The following is an 18905-nucleotide window of genomic DNA, read 5'->3' as shown; positions in this document are numbered from 1 at the left end:
CGGGGGGCGGTGCGGCGCCGGGAGGGAGGCTCTCAGGGCATCGGCAGGCTGCCGACCTTGGCGGCGAGCACCCGCCGGCCGTGCTGCTCCATGCCGACCTCGACCTCCCGGCAGCCGCCGCCGGAGCGCCCGGCGGTCCGGGCGATCACCCAGCAGGGCGCGTCCATCTCCGCGTACCGCTCGAAGGAGCACTCCAGCGTGACCGGCAGCGCCCCACGGGGCGTCAGCGCCAGCGTGGCCTGCCGGACGGCCTCGATCATCAGCATGCCGGGCGCGTGGTCCACGGGATGGTCGAACAGCACCGGATGAGAGGTGTCCACCCGCAGCTGCCAGCGGCCCGGGCCGTCGGCGGGGGAGAGCACCACATCACCGGTGCGGTCCCGGCCCACCAGATCCGGGGCGACCGGCTCCGGCACCGGCAGCTTCCGGGAGTTGGCCAGCGCAAGATCGCCGTAGTCGCCGCGCAGCCGGCGGTAGACGGCCGGGCTGCGGCAGGAGTAGTCGAGCATCGCGGAGGCCAGGTCGCTGCCGTCGCACACGATGCGGAACTCCTGGCGGACGCGGGCCAGCTGCTCTCCGTGCCGCACCACGTCGCGGTCGGTGATGCGCAGCTCCACGTCGGCCGGCGCGTCCGTGGCGCGCAGCGCCGTCGGCGAGAGCTCGTAGCGGACCCTGCGCCAGATGATCGGGTGGTCCAGCGGCACGCCGTGCGCGACGTGGCTCAGTAATATCCCCGCCTGCCGCACGGTCTCGGTCAGCAGCAGCGGGTCGTGCAGGCCGTTCACCGGCCGGTAGAAGCTGTGCGCCCGCGGCCACTGGGCGCTCACCAGCCAGCTGTCGGGGCCGCCGCGCCGCCAGTCCGTCAGGAACACCTCGGAGACGGCGGTGCGATGCACGTACTCGCGGGGCACGGTCATGGTCAGGGACCGCGGTCGGTTTCCGTCGGCGAACCGTCCGTGGGTGCCGACGCGGAGCTGATCGGGCGCGAACGAGGTGAGGGTGGCGCTGGCCATGGGGCCCCTTTCTGTGGGCGGCGCTCAGCGCCCTGACGGACCGAGTCCGGTCTCCGGCCCGGGGCACCAAGATACGAACCATGTGGTTTGTTTTCCAGTGCCGAGTGGACCATTACCCCGTCAGGGCGACGAGCGGCGGTCGGTCAGACGGCGATCTTCACGGAGCGGCCCTGCGGGTCCAGATGACTCAGCGCCCCCGGCGAGGCGAGACCCGGCAGGGTGTGCTTCCACAGGGTCGTGACCCGCTCCGGAAGGTCGGCGCGATTGGTGGCGGCCCGCGAGAACAACTGCACGCCCATATAGGCGGAGACGAAGAACTCGGCGGCTCGCTCCGGCGCCACGGCGGGCAGTAACTCCCCGTTGTCCCGGGCGTCGCTGAACATCGTGGTGATGATGTCGGTCCACGCCTGGTAGGGGACCAGCGGATCCTCGCTGAAGGTCGTCTCGACCGCGATCCGGGTCCCGGCCTGCAGCAACGGGTCGTTGCGCAGCGCCAGCGCCACCTGATGCGTGAAGTCGATGGCGTCCTGCAGCCGGGACTCGCTCACCTGCGGCACGAACGGCTCGGTCTGCTCCCGGATGACCGCGCGGGCGAGTGCATCCTTCGAGCGGAAGTGGAAGTAGACCGCGCCCTTGGTGACCCCGGCGCGCTGGATGATCTCGGCCATCGTGGCGGCCTGGTATCCACGAGTGCCGATGACATGGGCCGCGGCTTCGAGGACGGCGCGCCGGGTGCGCACTGCGCGTGCCTGCTTGACCACCGATCATCCTCCGTATGCTTTCTTGGAGTTGTTGTGCCTGAGTGCGACCCGCTGCCGTGGCGGCGCAGTCTATTTCCGCATCATAAAGAAGCCAACCATGCGGTATTCACACGCCGACCCGCCGCCGCGGCAGCGGGTCGCACCCGGGCGGAGCGGTGTCACGCGGCACCGCGCGCGTTCAAGGAGCTGCCCGATGCCCGTCCCCGTCCCGTCCGATGTGCCCGCCACGCACCGGGAGGTGCGGCTCGCCGGCCACCCCGGCAATGAACTGACGGAGCGTCATTTCACGCTGGCCGAAGCCCCGGTGCCGCAGCCGGTACCTGGCCAGGTGCTGGTACGCACCCGGGTGATGGCGGTGACCGCGGCGATGCGGACGCAGATGACCGGTGCGCGGCTGCCGATGCCGTCGTTCGTCCCGGGCGAGGCGCTGTGGGGCTCCGCGGTCGGCGAGGTCGTGGCGGCCCCCGGCGGCGGCTTCACCCCCGGCGAACTGGTCCATCACCCTTACGGATGGCGGGAGTTTGCGGTGGTGGAGGAAGGCAGGCTAAGGCGCCTCGCCCCGGACGCGCTGCCCTCTTTGGCCGCGCACCTCTCCCAGGGGGCGACCGCCTGGGGCGCGCTGCGCCGGGGAGCCGGGGTGCGGCCGGGCGACACCGTGTTCGTCAGCGGCGCCGCCGGCGGCGTGGGCAGCCTGGCCGGGCAGCTGGCGCGGCGGCTGGGGGCGCGGCGGGTGGTGGGCAGCACCGGCTCCGAGCGCAAGGCGTCCGTGCTGCGGGCCGAGCTGGGGTACGACGACACGATCGTGCGCGGCGCGGGTCCCATCGAGGAGCAGTTGCGCCGGGCGGCCCCGGACGGGATCGACGTCATGCTGGACACCGTGGGCGGCGAGCAGCTCGCCGCGGCGCTCGCGGTGGCCCGCCCGGACGCCCGGTTCGTGCTCGTCGGTGCGCTCTCCAGCCAGCTGGGCGAGGGCGGCGGCGTGGCCGCTCCGGTCGAACTGGACGCGGGGCTGATCATCACCCGCCGGGTCGCGCTGCGCGGCTTCGGGCTGTACGCGCATCCCGACCTGCCCGAGGAGTGGACCAGGGAGTTCGGCCAGGGCCTGCGGGACGGCTCCCTCGTCTTCCCGCACACCCTGCTGAAGGGGATCGAGCAGGCGCCGCGGGCGCTGTGCGAACTCGTGCAGGGGCGCCATATCGGGGCCGTACTCGTCGAGTTGTGAGCCCGGCGCGGGCTCGGCGCGGGCCCGTCCGGTCGCGGCGGGCCGGGCGGGTCAGCCGGCCGCGGCCTGCGCCGGCGCCGGGACGCAGCCGGCCGCGACCCGGCCCGGTGCGCCCGGCAGCAGCGCCCACAGGCCGGTGACGGCCTCCTGGTCCCACCATGTCCGGTCCGCGGCGCCCAGGTGCAGCAGTCCCACCACCATCGACGTCAGCAGCTGGGCGGTGCGCCGCGGTTCGGCGTCCGAGTGGCGCGGGCCGGCCGGGCCGTCCGCGGTGCCGACCGGCCCGCCGGTGCCGCAGGTCACCGCCTTGTCGAGGAAGAGCGCGTACCAGCGCTGCTCCAGGGGGTGGATCTCCAGGCCCGGCGCGGTCTCCGGCCGCAGCCGCAGTCCGGCGCGCAGCACCGCGTCCGACTGCACCCGGCCGAACAGCTCGGCGGCGAAGTCCCGTACGGCGAAGGAGAGCGGCTTCGGGGAGCGGAGGAAGCCGTCCTCGATCTCCTGCAGGGTGGCCAGCGCGGCGTCCCGCACCGCGAGGGTCAGGTCGTCTTTGGACGTGAAGTGGAAGTAGAGCGCTCCCTTGCTCAGCCGGGCCCGCCGGCTGATCTCGACCATGCCCGCGGCGGGCACTCCCTTTTCCAGGAAGGTCTCTGCGGCCGAGCGGATGAGCGCCTGGCGACTCTGGATGGCGCGATGCTGCGTGGGCACGGTGTCCGTCCCGTCTCTCGTACGACTGCAACCTCCTTGCAGTCTACATAGAAAACCAACCATGCGGTTCGGTATGCTCGGGGTAATTGGCCGGAACTGCCCGACGCTGTCGCGAAGCCGCCGGTCGCCCGGTGATCCGACCCCGGCGGCGGGGGGAGACCCGCGGGTAACCAGTCTGGTCCCGGCCGGGGGGTGTTGTCGACCCGTCAGGGTGTGACAAAGGCGCATTGACAAACAGCGCAGGCGGTTTTTAAATCTCCGAAGGCGGTAAACGGGACGATCCCTTCCGATGCCGCCGCCCCGACGGTCGCGTACCGCCCTTGGACAGCGGTGCGCCGTGGCGAGACCGCCTCTGCCTGCACCGGTCGTCGACCGCTGGCCGCCCGACCAGCTGTGCCAGCAACGTCACCCCGAGCCCCCGCACCCATCGGAACCCGGAAAGGTCTCCACCCCATGCGCGTATCAATGGAAGTCGGCGAACGTCCTGTAAGAGGCGCGCGGAGCGCCGGCACCGAGACGATCAGGGCCGCCGTCTTCGACCTCGACGGCACCCTCGCCAACACCCTTCCCGCGATCAGCAAGCTGCTCGTCAAGGTGGCTTCGGAACAGGGCTGTTCGGTCACCGCCCGGCAGGCGGCGGCCGCCATCGGCAAGCCTCCGGGCGCCGCCTTCGGCCGGCTGCTGGGCCGGCCCGAGGAGGACGGCCGGGTGCAGGCCGCCATCTCCCGCTACCGCGAGCTGTTCTCGTACGAGGTCCTGTGCCAGGGGCCGCAGCTGCTCTTCCCCGGAGTGACGGCCGGGCTGTCCGCGCTGCGCGCCCACGGCGTCGAACTCGCCGTCGCCACGTCCAAGACGACCCGCGGCGCCGAGGCCCTGTTGGACGTCATGGGCATCCGTGACCTGGTCGGCCCGGTCATCGGGCAGGACATGGTCCGGCGCGGCAAGCCGCACCCGGAGATGGTGCTGCGCGCGGCCGGCCGGCTGGGGGTCCCGGCCTGGCAGAGCGCGTATGTCGGGGACACCGTGGGGGACATGCGGATGGCGGTCACCGCGCGCATGGAGCCGGTGGCGGTGACCTACGGCAACGGGACGTTCGGTGAACTCGCCGCGGTCGCCGGGACGCGCATGTGCAGTTCCTTCAAGGACGTGGTCTCGGTGATCGCCGCCGCCCGGCCGCGGCCGACGGCCGCCGTCACGGTAGGGGCGCAGCAGCGGCGACGCTGACACGACGGGGACGGGGGACGGGGGGCGGGCGCGCGGCCTGGGGGACACCGGCCACAGGCAGGAGAGGCGACGGCGTACGGGCGTACGAGGGCGGGCCGGTCAGACGGTTCCCCGGGTGCGGTGGGGCCCGGCCGTCGCCTCACACGCGTAACGGGCGCCCGCCGCCCGCAACTTGGCGTCCAGCCGGCCGAACACCTCGGCCGCCCGGCCGCCCGGCCAGTCCTCCGGGAGGAGCGGAGAGGGCAGACCGGGGTCGGCGTACGGGAGGCGGCGCCAGGCGTCCAGCGCCAGCAGGTAGTCGCGGTAGGCCGCTTCGGGGGGAACCGACCGGCGCCGCGCCCAGCGCGCCAGCACCGGCTCGTGCTCCGCGAGGAACGCGCGGTGCCGTGCGGCGATGGCGTCCAGGTCCCACCAGCGCGCGACGGCCTGCGCGGTGGGCGCGAAACCGGCGTGGGTACCGGTGAACAGGTCGACGTACGGGCCGAGTTCCAGCCGCTCCAGGGTGTGCCGGGTCTCCTCGTACAGATGCGCCGGGGCGATCCACACGCCGGGCGCCGCGGTGCCGAAGCCCAGCCGGGACAGCCGGGAGCGCAGCAGGTGCCGCTTGTGCCGCTCCTCCTCGGGGACGGAGAACACGGCCAGCACCCAGCCGTCGGACAATCGGGCGGCCGGCCGGCCGAATATCCGCCGGTCGCCGTCCTCCAGGAGCTGGCGGGCGGCGTCGGAGAGTCCGTAGGCGGCGGCGCCGGCGGCGGTGCGCTCCGCGACGAGCAGCCCCCGGCGCTTGAGCCGGGACACGGCGGAGCGCACCGACGGCGGGTCCACCCCGAGCGCCCCGAGGAGCCGGATCAGCGCCGCCACCGGCACCGGCCCGGGCGCGCCGCCGGGACGGTCCGGGCCGCCGCGCCCGTAGGCGCCGTAGAACGTGACGATCAGGGACCGTGGGGTGTGCTGGGCCTGCTGGGCTTGCTGGTCGCTCACCGGGTCACTCTAGATCGGCTTCGCGCAGCCGGAAGCGCTGGAGCTTGCCGGTGGGGGTGCGCGGCAGCGCCGTGTGGAAGACGAAGACCCGCGGGCATTTGTAGGGCGCGATACGGCCCTTGACGAACGCCCGCAGCGCGTCGACCGTCGCGCCCCCGGAGGCGACGCCGGCGCGCAGCACGACATGGGCGACGGCGACCTGGCCGCGCTCCTCGTCGGGCCGCCCGACCACGGCCGCCTCGGTGACGTCCGGGTGCCGCAGCAGCGCGTCCTCCACCTCGGGGCCCGCGATGTTGTACCCGGCCGAGACGATCATGTCGTCCGCGCGGGCCACATAGCGGAAGTAGCCGTCGCCCTCGCGGACATAGGTGTCGCCGGTGAGGTTCCAGCCGTCCCGTACGTACTCCGTCTGCCGGTCGTCGGCCAGGTAGCGGCAGCCGGTCGGCCCCCGGACGGCGAGCAGTCCCGGTTCGCCGTCCGGCAGCGGCACGCCGTCGGCGCCCACCACGCGGGCCTCGAAGCCCGGCACCGGCAGCCCCGTCGTCCCCGGCCGGATCGCGTCGTCGGCGGCGGACAGGAAGATGTGCAGCAGCTCGGTGGCGCCGATCCCGTTGATGATCCGCAGGCCCGTCGCGTCGTACCAGGACTGCCAGGTGGCGGCGGGCAGGTTCTCGCCCGCCGACACGCACCGGCGCAGCGACGAGAGGTCGCGCCCGCCGAGTGCGGGCAGCATCGCGCGGTAGGCGGTGGGTGCGGTGAACAGGACCGAGATCCGGTGCTCGGCGATGTCGCCGAGCAGCCGCTCCGGCCCGCCCCAGTCCGCCAGATAGGCCGAGGCCCCGGCCCGTAGCGGGAAGACCACCAGCCCGCCGAGGCCGAAGGTGAAGCCGAGCGGCGGGCTGCCGGCGAACACGTCGTCAGGGTCCGGCCGCAGGACCTGGGCGGAGAAGGTGTCGGCAACGGCGAGCACATCGCGGTGGAAGTGCATGCACCCCTTGGGGTGGCCGGTGGTGCCCGAGGTGAAGGCGATCAGCGCGACGTCGTCGGCGGCGGTGGCCACCGCCTCGTAGGGGGCGCCGCCCGGTCGCGCCAGCCGCCGCAGGTCGCCCGGACCGTCCCCGCCGAACTCGGTGATCCGCAGCCCCGGCGCCTGCGCCCGCACCAGGTCGTCCACCGACCGGGCGTCGCACAGCGCATGGCCGATATGCGCGATCCGGCAGATGGTGGCCAGCTCGTCCGGCCGCTGCGCCGCCAGGACGGTCACCGCCACCGCGCCCGCCTTCATCACCGCGAGCCAGCACGCTGCCAGCCAGGGCGTGGTCGGCCCGCGCAGCAGCACCCGGTTGCCCGGCCGGACGCCCAGCGGGCCGCTGAGCGCGTGCGCGATGGCGTCGACCTGATCGCGCAGCTGCCCGTACGACCACACGGCGCCGGTCGCGTCGCGGACCGCGGGCCGGTCCGGGCCCAGCCGCGCGATGGTGCCGTCGAGCAGCTCCGCACCGCAGTTCAGCCGGTCGGGATAGCCCAGGTCGGTCAGGTGCGGCCACTGCTCGGGCGGGGGCAGCCGGTCGCGCGCGAAGGTGTCGGTGTGGGCCGAGGTCCGTAGCTCCATGCGGGGTGCGCCCCCTTGGGCCGGGTGGCCGACGGGCGGCCGGGAGAGGGGTGGAGGAGAGGGGGCGGGGAGCGGGCCGGTACGGCCGTGCCTGGGCCGCTTCCGGGGCCGGTCCCGCCGGACGGATAGCGGGCGGGGACGGGTCGGGGACTGCCGTACGGATCGGTCGTCAGCGTAACGTGTTCGTGACGGCAGTCAACAGATCGCGATAAGCCTCCGCGGCATCCGGCCGCGCGCCGGCGTCGCCGTCGACGACCGTCGGACCGACCGCCGCCACCGGTACCGCTACCAGGGGAGCCGCTCGTGACCGCATTCGCGCTGGGACCGGACGAACAGGAGTGGTGCGCCCGGCTGCGGGCCGACACCGCCGAACGGCTGCGCCCGCTCGCGGAGAAGGGGGAGCCGGGCCGCGTGAACCGTCCGCTGGTCGCCGCGCTCGGCGAACTGGGCCTGCTGCGCCGCCTCTTCCCCGCCGACGGTGACCTGCGCGCCCTGGACCTGTGCCTGCTGCGGGAGTCCCTCGCGCAGGAGTGCACGGAGGCGGAGACCGCGCTGGCGCTCCAGGGGCTGGGGACCTATCCGATCGTGCAGTCCGGCACCGCCGCCCAGCGCGCCCGCTGGCTGCCGGAGGTCACCGCGGGACGGGCGGTCGCCGCCTTCGCGCTGAGCGAGCCGGGCGCCGGCTCGGACGCCGCCGCACTGGCTCTGGCCGCGGTACCCGACGGGACCGGCGGCTGGCGGCTGACCGGCGAGAAGTGCTGGATCTCCAACGCCCCCGAGGCCGACTTCGCCACCGTCTTCGCCCGTACCGGGGGAGCGGCCGGCGCCCGCGGCATCACCGCCTTCCTGGTCCCCGCCGACCGGCCCGGCCTGACGGGCGAGCACCTGGACATGCTCAGCCCGCACCCCATCGGCACGCTGGTCTTCGACGGGGTCCCGGTGACCGGGGCGGACGTGCTCGGCGAGGTCGGCGGCGGGTTCGGTGTCGCGATGCGCACCCTGAACCTCTTCCGGCCGAGCGTGGGCGCGTTCGCGGTCGGCATGGCGCAGGCCGCCCTGGACGCGGCGCTGGCGCACGCCGGTGCGCGCACCGCGTTCGGCGGACCGCTCCGCGACCTCCAGTCGGTCGGCCACCAGCTCGCCGAGATGGCCACCCGCGTCGAGGCCGCCCGCCTCCTGGTCTACGCCGCCGCGTCGGCGTACGACACCGGAGCCCCCGACATCGCGCGCCGCTCGGCGATGGCCAAACTGCTGGCGACCGAGACCGCGCAGTACGTCGTCGACGCGGCCGTCCAGATCCACGGCGCGCGGGCGCTGCGCCGCGGCCACCTGCTGGAGCACCTCTACCGGGAAGTGCGGGCCCCGCGCATCTACGAGGGCGCCACGGAGGTCCAGCGCTCGATCATCGCGAAGGAGCTGTACCGCACGGCCGGCCCGGCGGTACAGGCGTGACCTGCGCCGTACCGGGGGTGAACGGGGGTCGGCCGGGGGCCAGTTGCCCGCCGGCGGGCGATTGTCAGTGGTGGGTGTCAGGCTGAAGGCACGGAGAGATCCGCCTGCGCCGGGGAGCGTCTCCGCGGCGCATCCGAGCCTCCGAGCCTCCGACATCCGAGCATCCGACATCCGAGCACCCGCGAAAGGCGATCACCATGATCACTACTGACTTCGTCCCCGGCTCGCCGTGCTGGCTCGATCTGGGCGCGCCCGACCTCCGCGCCGCGACCGCCTTCTACGGCGCGGTCTTCGACTGGGAGCCCGCGGCCTACGGCGACCAGGAGGAGGGCGGGTACACCCTCTTCCGGCTCGGCGGGAAGGTCGTCGCCGCGGTCGGCCCGCTCCCGGAGGAGGGTGCCCGCCCGGCCTGGACGGTCTATTTCCACACTCCTGACGCGGCGGCCACCGCCGAGGCTGTCCGGCAGGCGGGCGGCGAGGTCCACACCCCGCCCACCGCGGTCGGCGCCGGCGACGGGCACTACGCCCGGTTCACCGACCCGCAGGGCGCGCGGTTCGCCGTGTGGCAGCCCGCGGCGTATCCGGGCTTCGAGGCGGCGGACGGCCCCGGCGAGTTGAGCTGGACCGAGCTGTACACCACCGACGGGGCCGCCGCCCGTAGCTTCTACGGCAGCGTCCTCGGCTGGTCCGCCCAGGACGTGCCGCTCCCCGGCGGCCAGGGAGGCACCTACACCCTTCTCACGCCCGCCGGCTGCGGCGAGGAGCGGATGCACGGCGGCCTGATGGAGGTCCCGGAGATGTTCCGGGACGGCGGCACACCGTACTGGCACCCGGTGTTCGGCTCCGCCGACTGCGACGCCACGGCCACCCTGGTCAAGGACCACGGCGGCGCCGTGCACATGGGCCCGCACACCGCCGAGGGCGTCGGCCGGATGGCCGTCTGCACGGACCCCGCCGGTGCGGAGTTCGTCGTCCTCGCCCCGGAGGTGCCGCGTGGATGACGGTGGTGGGGCGGATCAGATGCCGCGGTCGGCGGCTGCACACCGCGCCCCGGTGCCGTCGGGTGTTGCCGCCGGCTCGGGACGCAGGGGTACGCCGTAGGTCTCCCGCATGCGGAAGGCGGCCGGGAGGCCGAGGAGGCTGACGGCCAGGGGCAGCAGCAGGGCGAGGCGGCAGTCACCCAGGGTCCGGTGTGACGGGTCGTCGGTGACGGCGTCCAGCAGGCGGCCGAAGAGAGGTTGGATGACGGCGGAGGCGAGGAAGACACCGGAGTTCACCACGGACGGAGCGGTTGCCGCGCTGCGGCTGTCGACACTTTCCCTGAGCGCGGCGAAGGACACGGTGACCTGGGCGGCGGCCAGCCCCACCAGCCGGTACAGGGCGAGTGCCGACCAGCCGGTGCACGACCGCCTCTTCCGCCGTGTAGGGAGCGGGGACGCTGCATGCGTACATGGACCGGGGACGCTGCACGGCAGGCCGCGGTGCTGGTACTCGGCGATCCAGCTGTCCTGACGGATCACCTGATCCCACCGCTGGATGCACGGGGGAGCGACGCTGTCGAAGCCCGGACGCGCCGTGGTTTCGGCGGGGAATATGCTGCGGCCGCGGGCGGATCTGACGGGGGAGAAGGCTGTGGAACTGCGCCGGTTACAGTACTTTGCCGTTCTGGCGAAACACCTGCATTTCGGACGGGCCGCAGCGGAGATCGGAATCGCGCAGCCCGGCCTCTCCCAGCAGATCAAGGTGCTGGAACGCGAGTTGGACGCTCGGCTCTTCGACCGGGGCGGGCGGGCCGTCCGGCTGACGCCCGCCGGGGAGGCGCTGGCGCGTGAGGTGCCCGCCCTGTTCAACCTCTGCGACGCCGTGCGGAGTTCGGTGCGTGCGGCCGCGCAGGGCAGGCTGGGCGCACTGCGCGTCGCCTACACCCGGTCCGGTGCCGACCTGAACCCCGGCGAACTCGTCCGCCGGTTCCGGGGACTCAACCCGCGGGTCGACGTCGAGGCGATGACGGGCTGGACGACGTGGAACCTGGACCTGCTCCGCGACCACAGCGTCGACGTCGCATTCGTCCGCGGGCCGGTGCGGGAGGAGGGGGTGCGTTCGCTCCGGCTCGGTGCGGAGGAACTGGTCGCCGTCGTGCCCCAAGGACATCGCCTGTCGGAAGGCGACTCGTTGCGCGCCGACGACCTCGCCGACGAGCCGGTGGTGCTCTGGCCGCGGCACCAAGGGACGGCGTTCTACGACGAGATCGTGCGCCAGGTGTGGCCGCACCGCGCTCCCAGGGTCATGCAGGAAGAGCCGGAGTCCGAGCAGATCCTCGCCGCCGTCGCCGGTGGCGCGGGGGTTTCGGTGCTCGGCCGCAGACGCGCGGTGAAACTGTGCCCGCCGGGTGCCGTGGTGCGGGACTTCACCGGGAGCCGGCCCACCGTGTCGGTGTCGGTGGCGTGGCGGGAGGGCGACGGTTCGCCGACGGTGAGGGACTTCGTGGCGTTCTGCCGGCAGGCGGCCGTCGAGGTGCGCCCGGGAGCCCGGGCGGCGGGTCCGGCGGACCGGTCGGCGGAACCGGCCCAGGGCGGCCCCGGCTGATCGTGCGGGGTGCGGCGAGGCGGCTCTCACCGCACCCCGGACACGCCGGCTTGTCCCGTCACGCACCGAAGACCGCGCTCTCCGGCCGCTGTTGTGCGGCCGGTTCCGCTCCGGCGACGCGGTCAGCCTCGGCACCGGCCGGGCCCGGGTCCGACAGGGCGGTGGGCGCACAGCACGACGCCGAACGAACAGGCGGCCGCGGTCAGAGCGAAGGCGCCGGCGAGCGAGGCGAACGCGAACCCGCCGAGGGCGAGCGAGCCCAGCAGGCTGGTCCCCACGGCGATACCCGCGTTCATCATGGAGTTGTTCCACGAGACCACCGAGGCCCGCTGGGTGGGGTCCACCGTGCTCAGATACGACTGCTGGGTGCTGTAGAAGGCCCCGCCCACAAGGAACCACACGAAGAGTGCGGCCAGACTCAACCACAGGACGGTCGAGGTCACCGCGACGACCACGGCCCCGGAGAAGACCACCGCCCACCCCACCGACAGCCAGATCTCGTGGCGGCCACGCGCCCGGGCCCGGCCGACGAGATGGCCGGTCAGGGTGGAGCCGACGACGGAGGCGAGCCCCACCAGCAGGCCGACGAGCCCGAGGTCGCCGAGCGAGAAGCCGAAGCGCTGGGAGAAGAGCACGCCCGCGAACGTGTAGGCGCCGAGCCGGCCGGCCTGCAGCAGCGCGGTGGCCAGCAGGCCCAGCCGGATACGTGAGTCGGCCCACGGGTGCAGCACGGCCGCGAAACTGCGTCCGCCGCCCGGCCGGGCGCCGCGCAACCGGGTGGCGAGCACCGGAACCGCGCAGGCCAGGGCGACACCGATGGCGGCGAACGGCCAGCGCCAGCTGGACAGCCCGGCGACCGCGGTGCCGAGCGGGACGCCCAGCACCTGCCCCAGCGAGTAGAGCGAGGCGCCCCAGGAGACGGCCTTGCCGCGCCGCTCGGGGGCACTGTGCTCGGCCAGGTAGGCCCAGATCGCCGGTGCCGCCGCGGCACCTCCCAGCCCGGTCACGGCCCGGGCGGCGATCAGGGTGCCCAGCGTCGGTGCCAGGGCGCACAGCACGTTGCCGACCAGGAAGACGACGACGCCGGCGGTGATGAACACCCTGCGCTCCACACGGTCGGCGGGCACGCCCAGGACCGGTCCGGCGATCGCGTAGGTCAGGACGTAGGACGTGACCACCGCGGCCGCCGCCGCGGTCGAGGTGTGCAGATCCCGCGAGATGGTCGGCAGGAAGGGCGAGACGAGATACATCTCGGCGCCCATCATGAAGAACACCGCGTACAGGAGGGCGAATCGGCCCCAGGGGGTGGTCGGCCGGGGCTCGCCGCCGGTGGTGCGGGACGGCGGCTTCGTCATGGCCACGCTCGCCGCCCCGGCACGGGGCGGAGCGGCGGAGGCGGCGCGCCGGGGAGTGTCGGAGGTGCTGCGACGTGCCATGGGATGGCCTTCCGTACATGGCGGGAATGGGGGCGGGGCCTGTCGGCGGTCGGACGGCGGGTGCGCGCGTCGCGGTGGTGACCTCGGGGAGGGCGGCGGTCTCCTGCAGGGCTGCGAGCTGTGCGCACGCGTCGGAACCGGGCACCCGGCCACCGGCGACCACGACCGGCCGCCGCGCCCGGGCCGGCAGTTCCGCCGCCTCGCGCACCGCCGCCGTGAACGCCATGTCGACGTCGTCGTCGACGCGTTCGGGGTCGTCGAGTCGCCGCACCCACTTTGCGCAGGAAGCGAAAAGCGTGAAGTGGTTCAGTTCCTGCAAGGCATTCCGGTCACGAAATTCCACCGGAACGTCCTGGGCGATGGCGACGATCGCCGTGGAGGATTTCATGGCCTCGGTCAGCGGCGGTACCAGAAGTGTCGCGACGGGACCGTTTTGCGCCGCAACGACAGCGGGCCGGTGTGCCACGCCCGCAAAACCGTCCGCCATCGCGCCGCCCGCGTTCTCCGTTCGATATGCCACCTGCCGGATTCCGCGCTCCTCCGCAGTCAGTAGGAAAGCCGAGGGCAGACTCTGGCCGACCACCTCGCGGACCTCGTGCCGCACCATCGCGTCGGCGATGACTTCCGCTGCTGTCATGCGCAACTGGTCCTCCACGGCGGTTCGTTCATGACGTGGAGCCAGCTTGGCGGGGAAAAGCCGGACCGGTCCAATACCAGCTTTTTCTGAGTTGATAAGGCGCCCTTATCGATGCGACGTCAGGCTTCTCGGGCAGCAGCGCGCGGGCCGGCGGCCATCAGGCGGCACCGGAGATATCGACGGCCCGGCGGATCCCGGTCCGCACACTCCGGCGCGGCGCGGATCGACGCCGTGACACCGGCTCCAGTTGTCAATGGCGCTCTGACGGGAGGTCGGGGAGCCGGCCTGCAGGGATCTCCAACCTGGCTGGAGAGCGTGCCGTTGGAGAGCGCACGCTCTCCGGTGCATGGGGTTGGCGTGTCGATGTGGACCGGGTGAGGCGCAGGATGTTGCCGTAGGGGTCGATGACCTCCATCGTCGGCCCGCCGGGGGTGTCGGGGGCGATCTCCGGGCGGACTCGGGCGTTCTGCCGGCCGAGCAACTCCTTGTGCGGTGAGGCGACATCGCGCACCGGGAGCCGGACCACGCCGTGCGGGCTGCCGTCACCGTGGTGCTCGGACAGATGCAACACGGCGTCACATCGTGACACTTGGGCGTACAAGGGCGGCCCGGGTTCGAACCGATGCTCCCGGTCCAGAGTGAAGCCCAGGTAGTCGAGGGAGAGCGGCAGCGCCTGCGCGGCGGACGTCACCCGCAGGACCGGCACCGCCGGGCCGAGGCCCGGGGAGGGTTTCGCCCACCTCGGCGGATCGAGATCTCGGATCCAGGGTCGACGCGAGCGGCCACGCTCGGAGAGCGAACGGCCATACGCGCTCTCAAGGCGCGGGCCGGTCCCGCTTCGATGTGTCACGAGCCGTGGGTCATGAAGCGCTTGAGCACGTCGAGCCAGGCGGTGTTGCTGTTGCCGTGCGGGCCGCCTCCCCACAGGACGACGGCCTTCGTGGTCTTGCCGCAGGCGCGAAGCTCGTATGACCAGGGCGCGGGGGGCCGGTTCTGTCCGGATCGCAGTCGGTCTCGGAACTGGGGCCACAGATACGGGGTATACGGGTTTGCCGGGGGCGATCTGCTGCGCCTCGGTGTGAGCTTGGTCGAGCCTGTGCTGCCAGCTGGTCTCGCTGTCCGTCGAGCTGGTGTAGCGGCTGGGCAGGAAGACGTCCTCGTGCGTCGTCAGGGTGCGGGCCAACGGGTAGGAGGCGCGGCTGGTGTTGCCGAGCAGATCCCAGTAGCCGATCTGCTTGTGCGGTGCGACTTCGCGCGTCCAGGTCAGCAGGGTCGACAGTTTCCGGAGGTGGCGCTTGGCCACCTCTGGTGTGCCCGCGAAGCCAGCCATCCTTTTTGTGGGCCTTCACAAGAAACGGGGAGCCCCGGGCGACCGGCCGTCGGAGCGGATCACGCGCGACAGCCCTGCGGTCCCTCCCCGACGGGTCGTCAACACCCCATGCCCATGGCCCTGTTGCGGCCGCGGCTGCGCTAACGCTCCGCGTCCGTGGCGTCGACGGCGGCCTGCGCGAGGTTCTGCTCCAAGCGTTCCAGGGTGTGCAGGGCCGCTGTCCTCTCGTCGGCGGTGAGGCCCGCCGTCGAGAGGTCTTCGAGCTGGCTCCAGACCTGCTCGACCTCGCGGCGCAGGGCGTGGTCGGCCGCTGTCGGTTCGATGAGTGAGGCGCGCTTGTCGGTGGGCGACGGGCGGCGACGGACGAAGCCGGCCTGCTCCAGGCGCCGTACGGTGCGGGTCATGGTGGCGGCGTCGGAGTCCATCAGGCGCACCAGGTCGGTCTGACGCTGGGGGCCGAGCTACCACAGGTGCATCATGACCAGTTCCTGGCCGGGGTGCAGGCCGATGCGGCGGAGCAGCTGTCCGGCGAACATGCGGTGCAGGCGGGCCAGGCGGAAGATCGCGTGACTGACCGGCCCGCCACTGGCCGCGGCCGGCACCGGGACGGTGGCGTCCTGCCTGATCCCTGCGGAGCCCCTGCCCGCCTCCGGTGTGGACTGCGTCCCGGAAACCCGTACAACGACATGGCCGAGGACGGCCTGGGCGAGGTCTACGGGGCGCTGCTGGACAGGCTCGCCGGCCTTGAACTGGCCTACCTGCACCTGTTGTGGAGCCCGGACCGTACCCTGACCCCGCGGCTGCGCAAGGCGTGGCCCGGCACGTTCGTCCTCAACCCGTTCACCCACCCCGACGCCACCGGGCCCGACGCGCTGGCCCTGGTCGAGGACGGCAGTGCGGACGCGATCGCCTATGGGGCGCTGTTCCCGGCCAACCCCGACCTCCCGCGCCGCCTCGCCGCCGGCGGCCCGTTCAACACCCCGGACCCGGCCACCTTCTACGGCGGCGACCACCGCGGCTACACCGACTAACCGACCATGGGCTGACGTCCGCCGCCGCCCTGTGGCCTGTCCGCGTCCGTCTCGCACCAGCGTGATCGCGCTGTGTGCGTTCGTGCCGGTGCCGGTGCCGGTGCCGGTGCTCGTGTTCGCGATAGTGCTCGTGCTCGCGCCTGTGTCGGTATTCGGTGCCGCCGGTACGGCTTCGGCCGAAGGCCGATCAGAGGTCGGCTCCGCACTGCCTCTGACGCCCCCACAGATGCCGCCGCATCCCCTACGGGCCCGCGTTCGGTTCGCGCAGGTCGGTCAGGGTGCGGCGGCATCCGGTGGTCAGATGTCCCGGAAGGTCTCGATCTGCGCGCCGATGGAGTTGAGGCGTTCGGCCAGGTCCTCGTAACCGCGGTTGATGACATAGACGTTGCGCAGGACGGAGGTGCCCTCGGCGGCCATCATGGCCAGGAGGACGACGACGGCCGGGCGCAGGGCCGGCGGGCACATCATCTCCGCGGAGCGCCAGCGGGTCGTGCCGTCGATCAGGACGCGGTGCGGGTCGAGCAGCTTGACCTGGGCGCCGAGGCGGTTCAGGTCCGTCAGATAGATCGCGCGGTTGTCGTAGACCCAGTCGTGGATCAGGGTCTGGCCCTGGGCGCTGGCCGCGATGGCGGCGAAGAACGGGACGTTGTCGATGTTGAGCCCCGGGAAGGGCATGGGGTGGATCTTGTCCAGTGGAGCCTGGAGCTTGGAGGGGCGGACGGTCAGATCGATGAGCCGGGTGCGGCCGTTGTCGGCGTGGTACTCGGTGCTGCGCTCGTGGTCCAGGCCCATCTCCTCCAGGACCGCCAGCTCGATCTCCAGGAACTCCACCGGGACCCGGCGGATCGTCAGCTCCGACTCGGTGACAACCGCCGCGGCCAGCAGGCTCATTGCCTCGACCGGGTCCTCGGAGGGGGAGAAGTCCACATCGCGGTCGATCTTCGCGACGCCGTGGACGGTGAGGGTGGTGGTGCCGACGCCGTCGACCCGGACGCCCAGCTCCTCCAGGAAGAAGCAGAGGTCCTGGACCATGTAGTTGGACGAGGCGTTGCGGATGACCGTGACGCCGTCGTGCCGGGCGGCGGCCAGCAGGGCGTTCTCGGTGACGGTGTCGCCGCGTTCGGTCAGGACGATGGCGCGCTTGGGGGCGACGGTGCGGTCGACCTCGGCGAGGTAGGTGCCGTCGGTCGCGGTGATCTCCAGGCCGAAGTGCCGCAGTGCGGTCATATGGGGTGTGACGGTGCGGGTGCCGAGGTCGCAGCCGCCCGCGTACGGCAGCTTGAAGTGGTCCATCCGGTGCAGCAGCGGACCGAGGAACATGATCACGCTGCGGGTGCGGCGGGCCGCCTCCAAGTCCATGGCGCCGAGGTCGAGTTCGGCGGGCGGCACGATCTCCAGATCGTTGCCCTCGTTGATCCAGCGGGTGCGGACGCCGATGCTGCCCAGCACTTCCAGGATGCGGTAGACCTCTTCAATGCGGGCCACCCGGCGCAGAGTTGTCCGGCCCGCGTTGAGCAGGGTCGCGCACAGCAGCGCGACACAGGCGTTCTTGCTCGTCTTGACGTCGATGCTGCCGGAGAGCCGGCGTCCGCCGACCACCCGCAGATGCATCGGCCCGGCGTAGCCGAGCGAGACGATTTCACTGTCCAGGGCCTCGCCGATGCGGGCAATCATCTCAAGGCTGATGTTCTGGTTGCCGCGTTCGATGCGGTTGACCGCGCTCTGGCTGGTGCCGAGGGCCTCGGCGAGCTGCGTCTGCGTCCAGCCCCGGTGCTGCCGGGCGTCACGGATGAGCCTGCCGATGCGTACGAGGTAGTCGTCTGCCATGGGGTGACCGTATCTCAGATATGAGATGGGTGCGCCACCGGTGATCCCTGGCTGCTCTATCGCCGGTTGTTCTACTAGAATGCGAACAACTGGAGGTTGCCATGAAGCGATCCACGCGTTCGGCCCTGCCCGCGAACAACCGCCCGCGGGGCTGGATTGCCGCATTCCCCTTCGTCGCCGCGATCGTGGCGCTCGGAGGTTTCTACGCAGCGACGGCCGGCCGGCTGCCCGCCCGTCTCGCGACCCATTTCGGCGACGACGGCCGGGCCGACGGCTACTCCTCGGCCCAGGGCCTGCTGACGGTGTGCCTGGTGCTGCTGCTCGTCTTCGGCACCGCGGTCGTCGTGTGCGTCCAGCGGCGGGTGCCCGCCCAGGGCGGCCGGTCGCTGACCGCCGCCGGGTACGCCACCGCCGCCGCGACCGGCTATCCGGGCGTGCTGACCCTGCTCGGCAACGTCGACGTCACCGACGCCTCCACCGTCCGGCTGCCGCTCTGGCAGCTCGCCGTGACCTTCGCCGTGGCCGCCGCGGCCGGCGGGCTCGGCTGGCTGCTGGCCGGCGCCGAACCGCCCGCGGAGCGCCCGGCGCCCGGCGCCGCTCCCCGGCTCGACCTGCCCGACGGGATGACCGCCGGCTGGTCACGCACCGTCAGCTCGACGCCGCTGGCCGTCCTGGGCGTCCTCACACTGTGCACGGGCGTCGCCATCGGAGCGCTCGCCGACGTGGCCGCCGGCGCGGCCCTGGTGCTCGGCTCGATATTGATCATCCTCCCTGCCTCCGTCCGGGTGACGGTCGACCGGCGCGGCCTGACCCTCGCCCCGACGCTGGTGCCCTGCCGGCTCCGCCGCATACCGCTCGGCCGGCTGGTGGAGGTGACCAGCCGCCGGATCTCGATCGGGACGGAGTTCGGCGGCTGGGGCTACCGTGTCCGACCGGGCGGCAGCGGCCTGGTGCTCCGCTCCGGCGACGGCATCGTGCTGCGGATGACCAACGGGCGGGAGTTCGTGGTGACCGTCGACGACGCGGCCACCGCCGCCGCGGTGCTCAACACGTATCTCGACCGCGCCCGTTCACCGCAAGGAGGCTGA

General features: G+C 72.8%; 15 protein-coding genes and 3 pseudogenes. 7 read left to right on the top strand and 11 right to left on the bottom strand.

The annotated features are described in order from the left end of the window. Nucleotides 1–32 precede the first annotated feature (32 nt). Together GR130_RS30045 and GR130_RS30040 are read right to left on the bottom strand one after the other, a co-directional pair. Nucleotides 33–1013: a ScbA/BarX family gamma-butyrolactone biosynthesis protein gene (locus GR130_RS30045; RefSeq protein ID WP_159507614.1), complete on the bottom strand. Its 981-nt coding sequence runs from the start codon at nucleotides 1011–1013 to the stop codon at nucleotides 33–35. Between the two features lie 143 nt (nucleotides 1014–1156). Beyond that, on the bottom strand, nucleotides 1157–1774 hold the full coding sequence (locus GR130_RS30040) for a ScbR family autoregulator-binding transcription factor (RefSeq protein ID WP_159507613.1): 618 nt from the start codon (nucleotides 1772–1774) through the stop codon (nucleotides 1157–1159). Between the two features lie 193 nt (nucleotides 1775–1967). On the opposite strand from GR130_RS30040, the gene GR130_RS30035 reads away from it, so the two are divergent. Further along, nucleotides 1968–2996, top strand: a complete 1029-nt coding sequence (locus GR130_RS30035; RefSeq protein WP_159507612.1) for an MDR family NADP-dependent oxidoreductase — start codon at nucleotides 1968–1970, stop codon at nucleotides 2994–2996. Between the two features lie 51 nt (nucleotides 2997–3047). Here GR130_RS30035 and GR130_RS30030 read toward each other — a convergent pair whose 3' ends face one another. Continuing rightward, nucleotides 3048–3701, bottom strand: coding sequence for a TetR/AcrR family transcriptional regulator (locus tag GR130_RS30030; RefSeq protein WP_159507611.1), 654 nt, complete (start codon nucleotides 3699–3701; stop codon nucleotides 3048–3050). A gap of 453 nt (nucleotides 3702–4154) precedes the next feature. Between GR130_RS30030 and GR130_RS30025 the strand changes: the two genes are divergently transcribed. Then, nucleotides 4155–4925, top strand: coding sequence for an HAD family hydrolase (locus tag GR130_RS30025; protein WP_236573659.1), 771 nt, complete (start codon nucleotides 4155–4157; stop codon nucleotides 4923–4925). A gap of 99 nt (nucleotides 4926–5024) precedes the next feature. On the opposite strand, the gene GR130_RS30020 is transcribed toward GR130_RS30025, so the two are convergent. Both GR130_RS30020 and GR130_RS30015 read right to left on the bottom strand, forming a co-directional pair. Then, a complete protein-coding gene (locus GR130_RS30020; RefSeq protein ID WP_159507610.1) occupies nucleotides 5025–5906 on the bottom strand; it encodes a PaaX family transcriptional regulator in 882 nt (293 codons plus the stop codon). 4 nt (nucleotides 5907–5910) lie between these two features. Beyond that, on the bottom strand, nucleotides 5911–7518 hold the full coding sequence (locus GR130_RS30015; protein ID WP_159507609.1) for an AMP-binding protein: 1608 nt from the start codon (nucleotides 7516–7518) through the stop codon (nucleotides 5911–5913). 303 nt (nucleotides 7519–7821) lie between these two features. Between GR130_RS30015 and GR130_RS30010 the strand changes: the two genes are divergently transcribed. Beyond that, entirely contained in the window at nucleotides 7822–8970 is a 1149-nt protein-coding gene (locus GR130_RS30010; RefSeq protein ID WP_159507608.1) for an acyl-CoA dehydrogenase family protein, read from the top strand. 197 nt (nucleotides 8971–9167) lie between these two features. Next, a complete protein-coding gene (locus GR130_RS30005; RefSeq protein ID WP_159507607.1) occupies nucleotides 9168–9971 on the top strand; it encodes a VOC family protein in 804 nt (267 codons plus the stop codon). Between the two features lie 15 nt (nucleotides 9972–9986). Here the strand turns inward: GR130_RS30005 and GR130_RS30000 are convergent, their stop codons facing one another. Beyond that, complete coding sequence (locus GR130_RS30000; protein WP_159507606.1) at nucleotides 9987–10490, bottom strand: hypothetical protein; 504 nt, start codon at nucleotides 10488–10490, stop codon at nucleotides 9987–9989. 112 nt (nucleotides 10491–10602) lie between these two features. Between GR130_RS30000 and GR130_RS29995 the strand changes: the two genes are divergently transcribed. Next, nucleotides 10603–11556: a LysR family transcriptional regulator gene (locus tag GR130_RS29995; protein ID WP_159507605.1), complete on the top strand. Its 954-nt coding sequence runs from the start codon at nucleotides 10603–10605 to the stop codon at nucleotides 11554–11556. Between the two features lie 122 nt (nucleotides 11557–11678). Here the strand turns inward: GR130_RS29995 and GR130_RS29990 are convergent, their stop codons facing one another. The 4 genes and pseudogenes from GR130_RS29990 to GR130_RS29975 all read right to left on the bottom strand — a co-directional run bounded on the left by GR130_RS29990 (nucleotide 11679) and on the right by GR130_RS29975 (nucleotide 15585). Beyond that, nucleotides 11679–12992: an MFS transporter gene (locus GR130_RS29990; RefSeq protein WP_201305046.1), complete on the bottom strand. Its 1314-nt coding sequence runs from the start codon at nucleotides 12990–12992 to the stop codon at nucleotides 11679–11681. A gap of 310 nt (nucleotides 12993–13302) precedes the next feature. Continuing rightward, nucleotides 13303–13629: pseudogene (locus tag GR130_RS42110) on the bottom strand (thiamine pyrophosphate-binding protein); the annotation flags it as partial. 250 nt (nucleotides 13630–13879) lie between these two features. Continuing rightward, complete coding sequence (locus GR130_RS41050) at nucleotides 13880–14959, bottom strand: glyoxalase superfamily protein (protein WP_236573658.1); 1080 nt, start codon at nucleotides 14957–14959, stop codon at nucleotides 13880–13882. 140 nt (nucleotides 14960–15099) lie between these two features. Beyond that, nucleotides 15100–15585 (bottom strand): annotated as a pseudogene (locus GR130_RS29975) (MarR family winged helix-turn-helix transcriptional regulator). Between the two features lie 24 nt (nucleotides 15586–15609). On the opposite strand from GR130_RS29975, the pseudogene GR130_RS29970 reads away from it, so the two are divergent. Further along, nucleotides 15610–15990, top strand: a pseudogene (locus GR130_RS29970) (alkene reductase); the annotation flags it as partial. 297 nt (nucleotides 15991–16287) lie between these two features. Here the strand turns inward: GR130_RS29970 and GR130_RS29965 are convergent. After that, a complete protein-coding gene (locus tag GR130_RS29965) occupies nucleotides 16288–17817 on the bottom strand; it encodes a helix-turn-helix domain-containing protein (RefSeq protein WP_159507604.1) in 1530 nt (509 codons plus the stop codon). A gap of 101 nt (nucleotides 17818–17918) precedes the next feature. On the opposite strand from GR130_RS29965, the gene GR130_RS29960 reads away from it, so the two are divergent. Further along, the gene (locus tag GR130_RS29960; protein ID WP_159507603.1) at nucleotides 17919–18905 is read left to right on the top strand and encodes a DUF1648 domain-containing protein; all 987 of its coding nucleotides are present in this window, start codon (nucleotides 17919–17921) and stop codon (nucleotides 18903–18905) included.

Source organism: Streptomyces sp. GS7, assembly GCF_009834125.1.
In the GTDB taxonomy this organism is placed as follows: domain Bacteria; phylum Actinomycetota; class Actinomycetes; order Streptomycetales; family Streptomycetaceae; genus Streptomyces.
The sequence above is the reverse complement of the archived record's forward strand: the minus strand, read 5'-3'. Positions and strand labels throughout refer to the sequence as shown.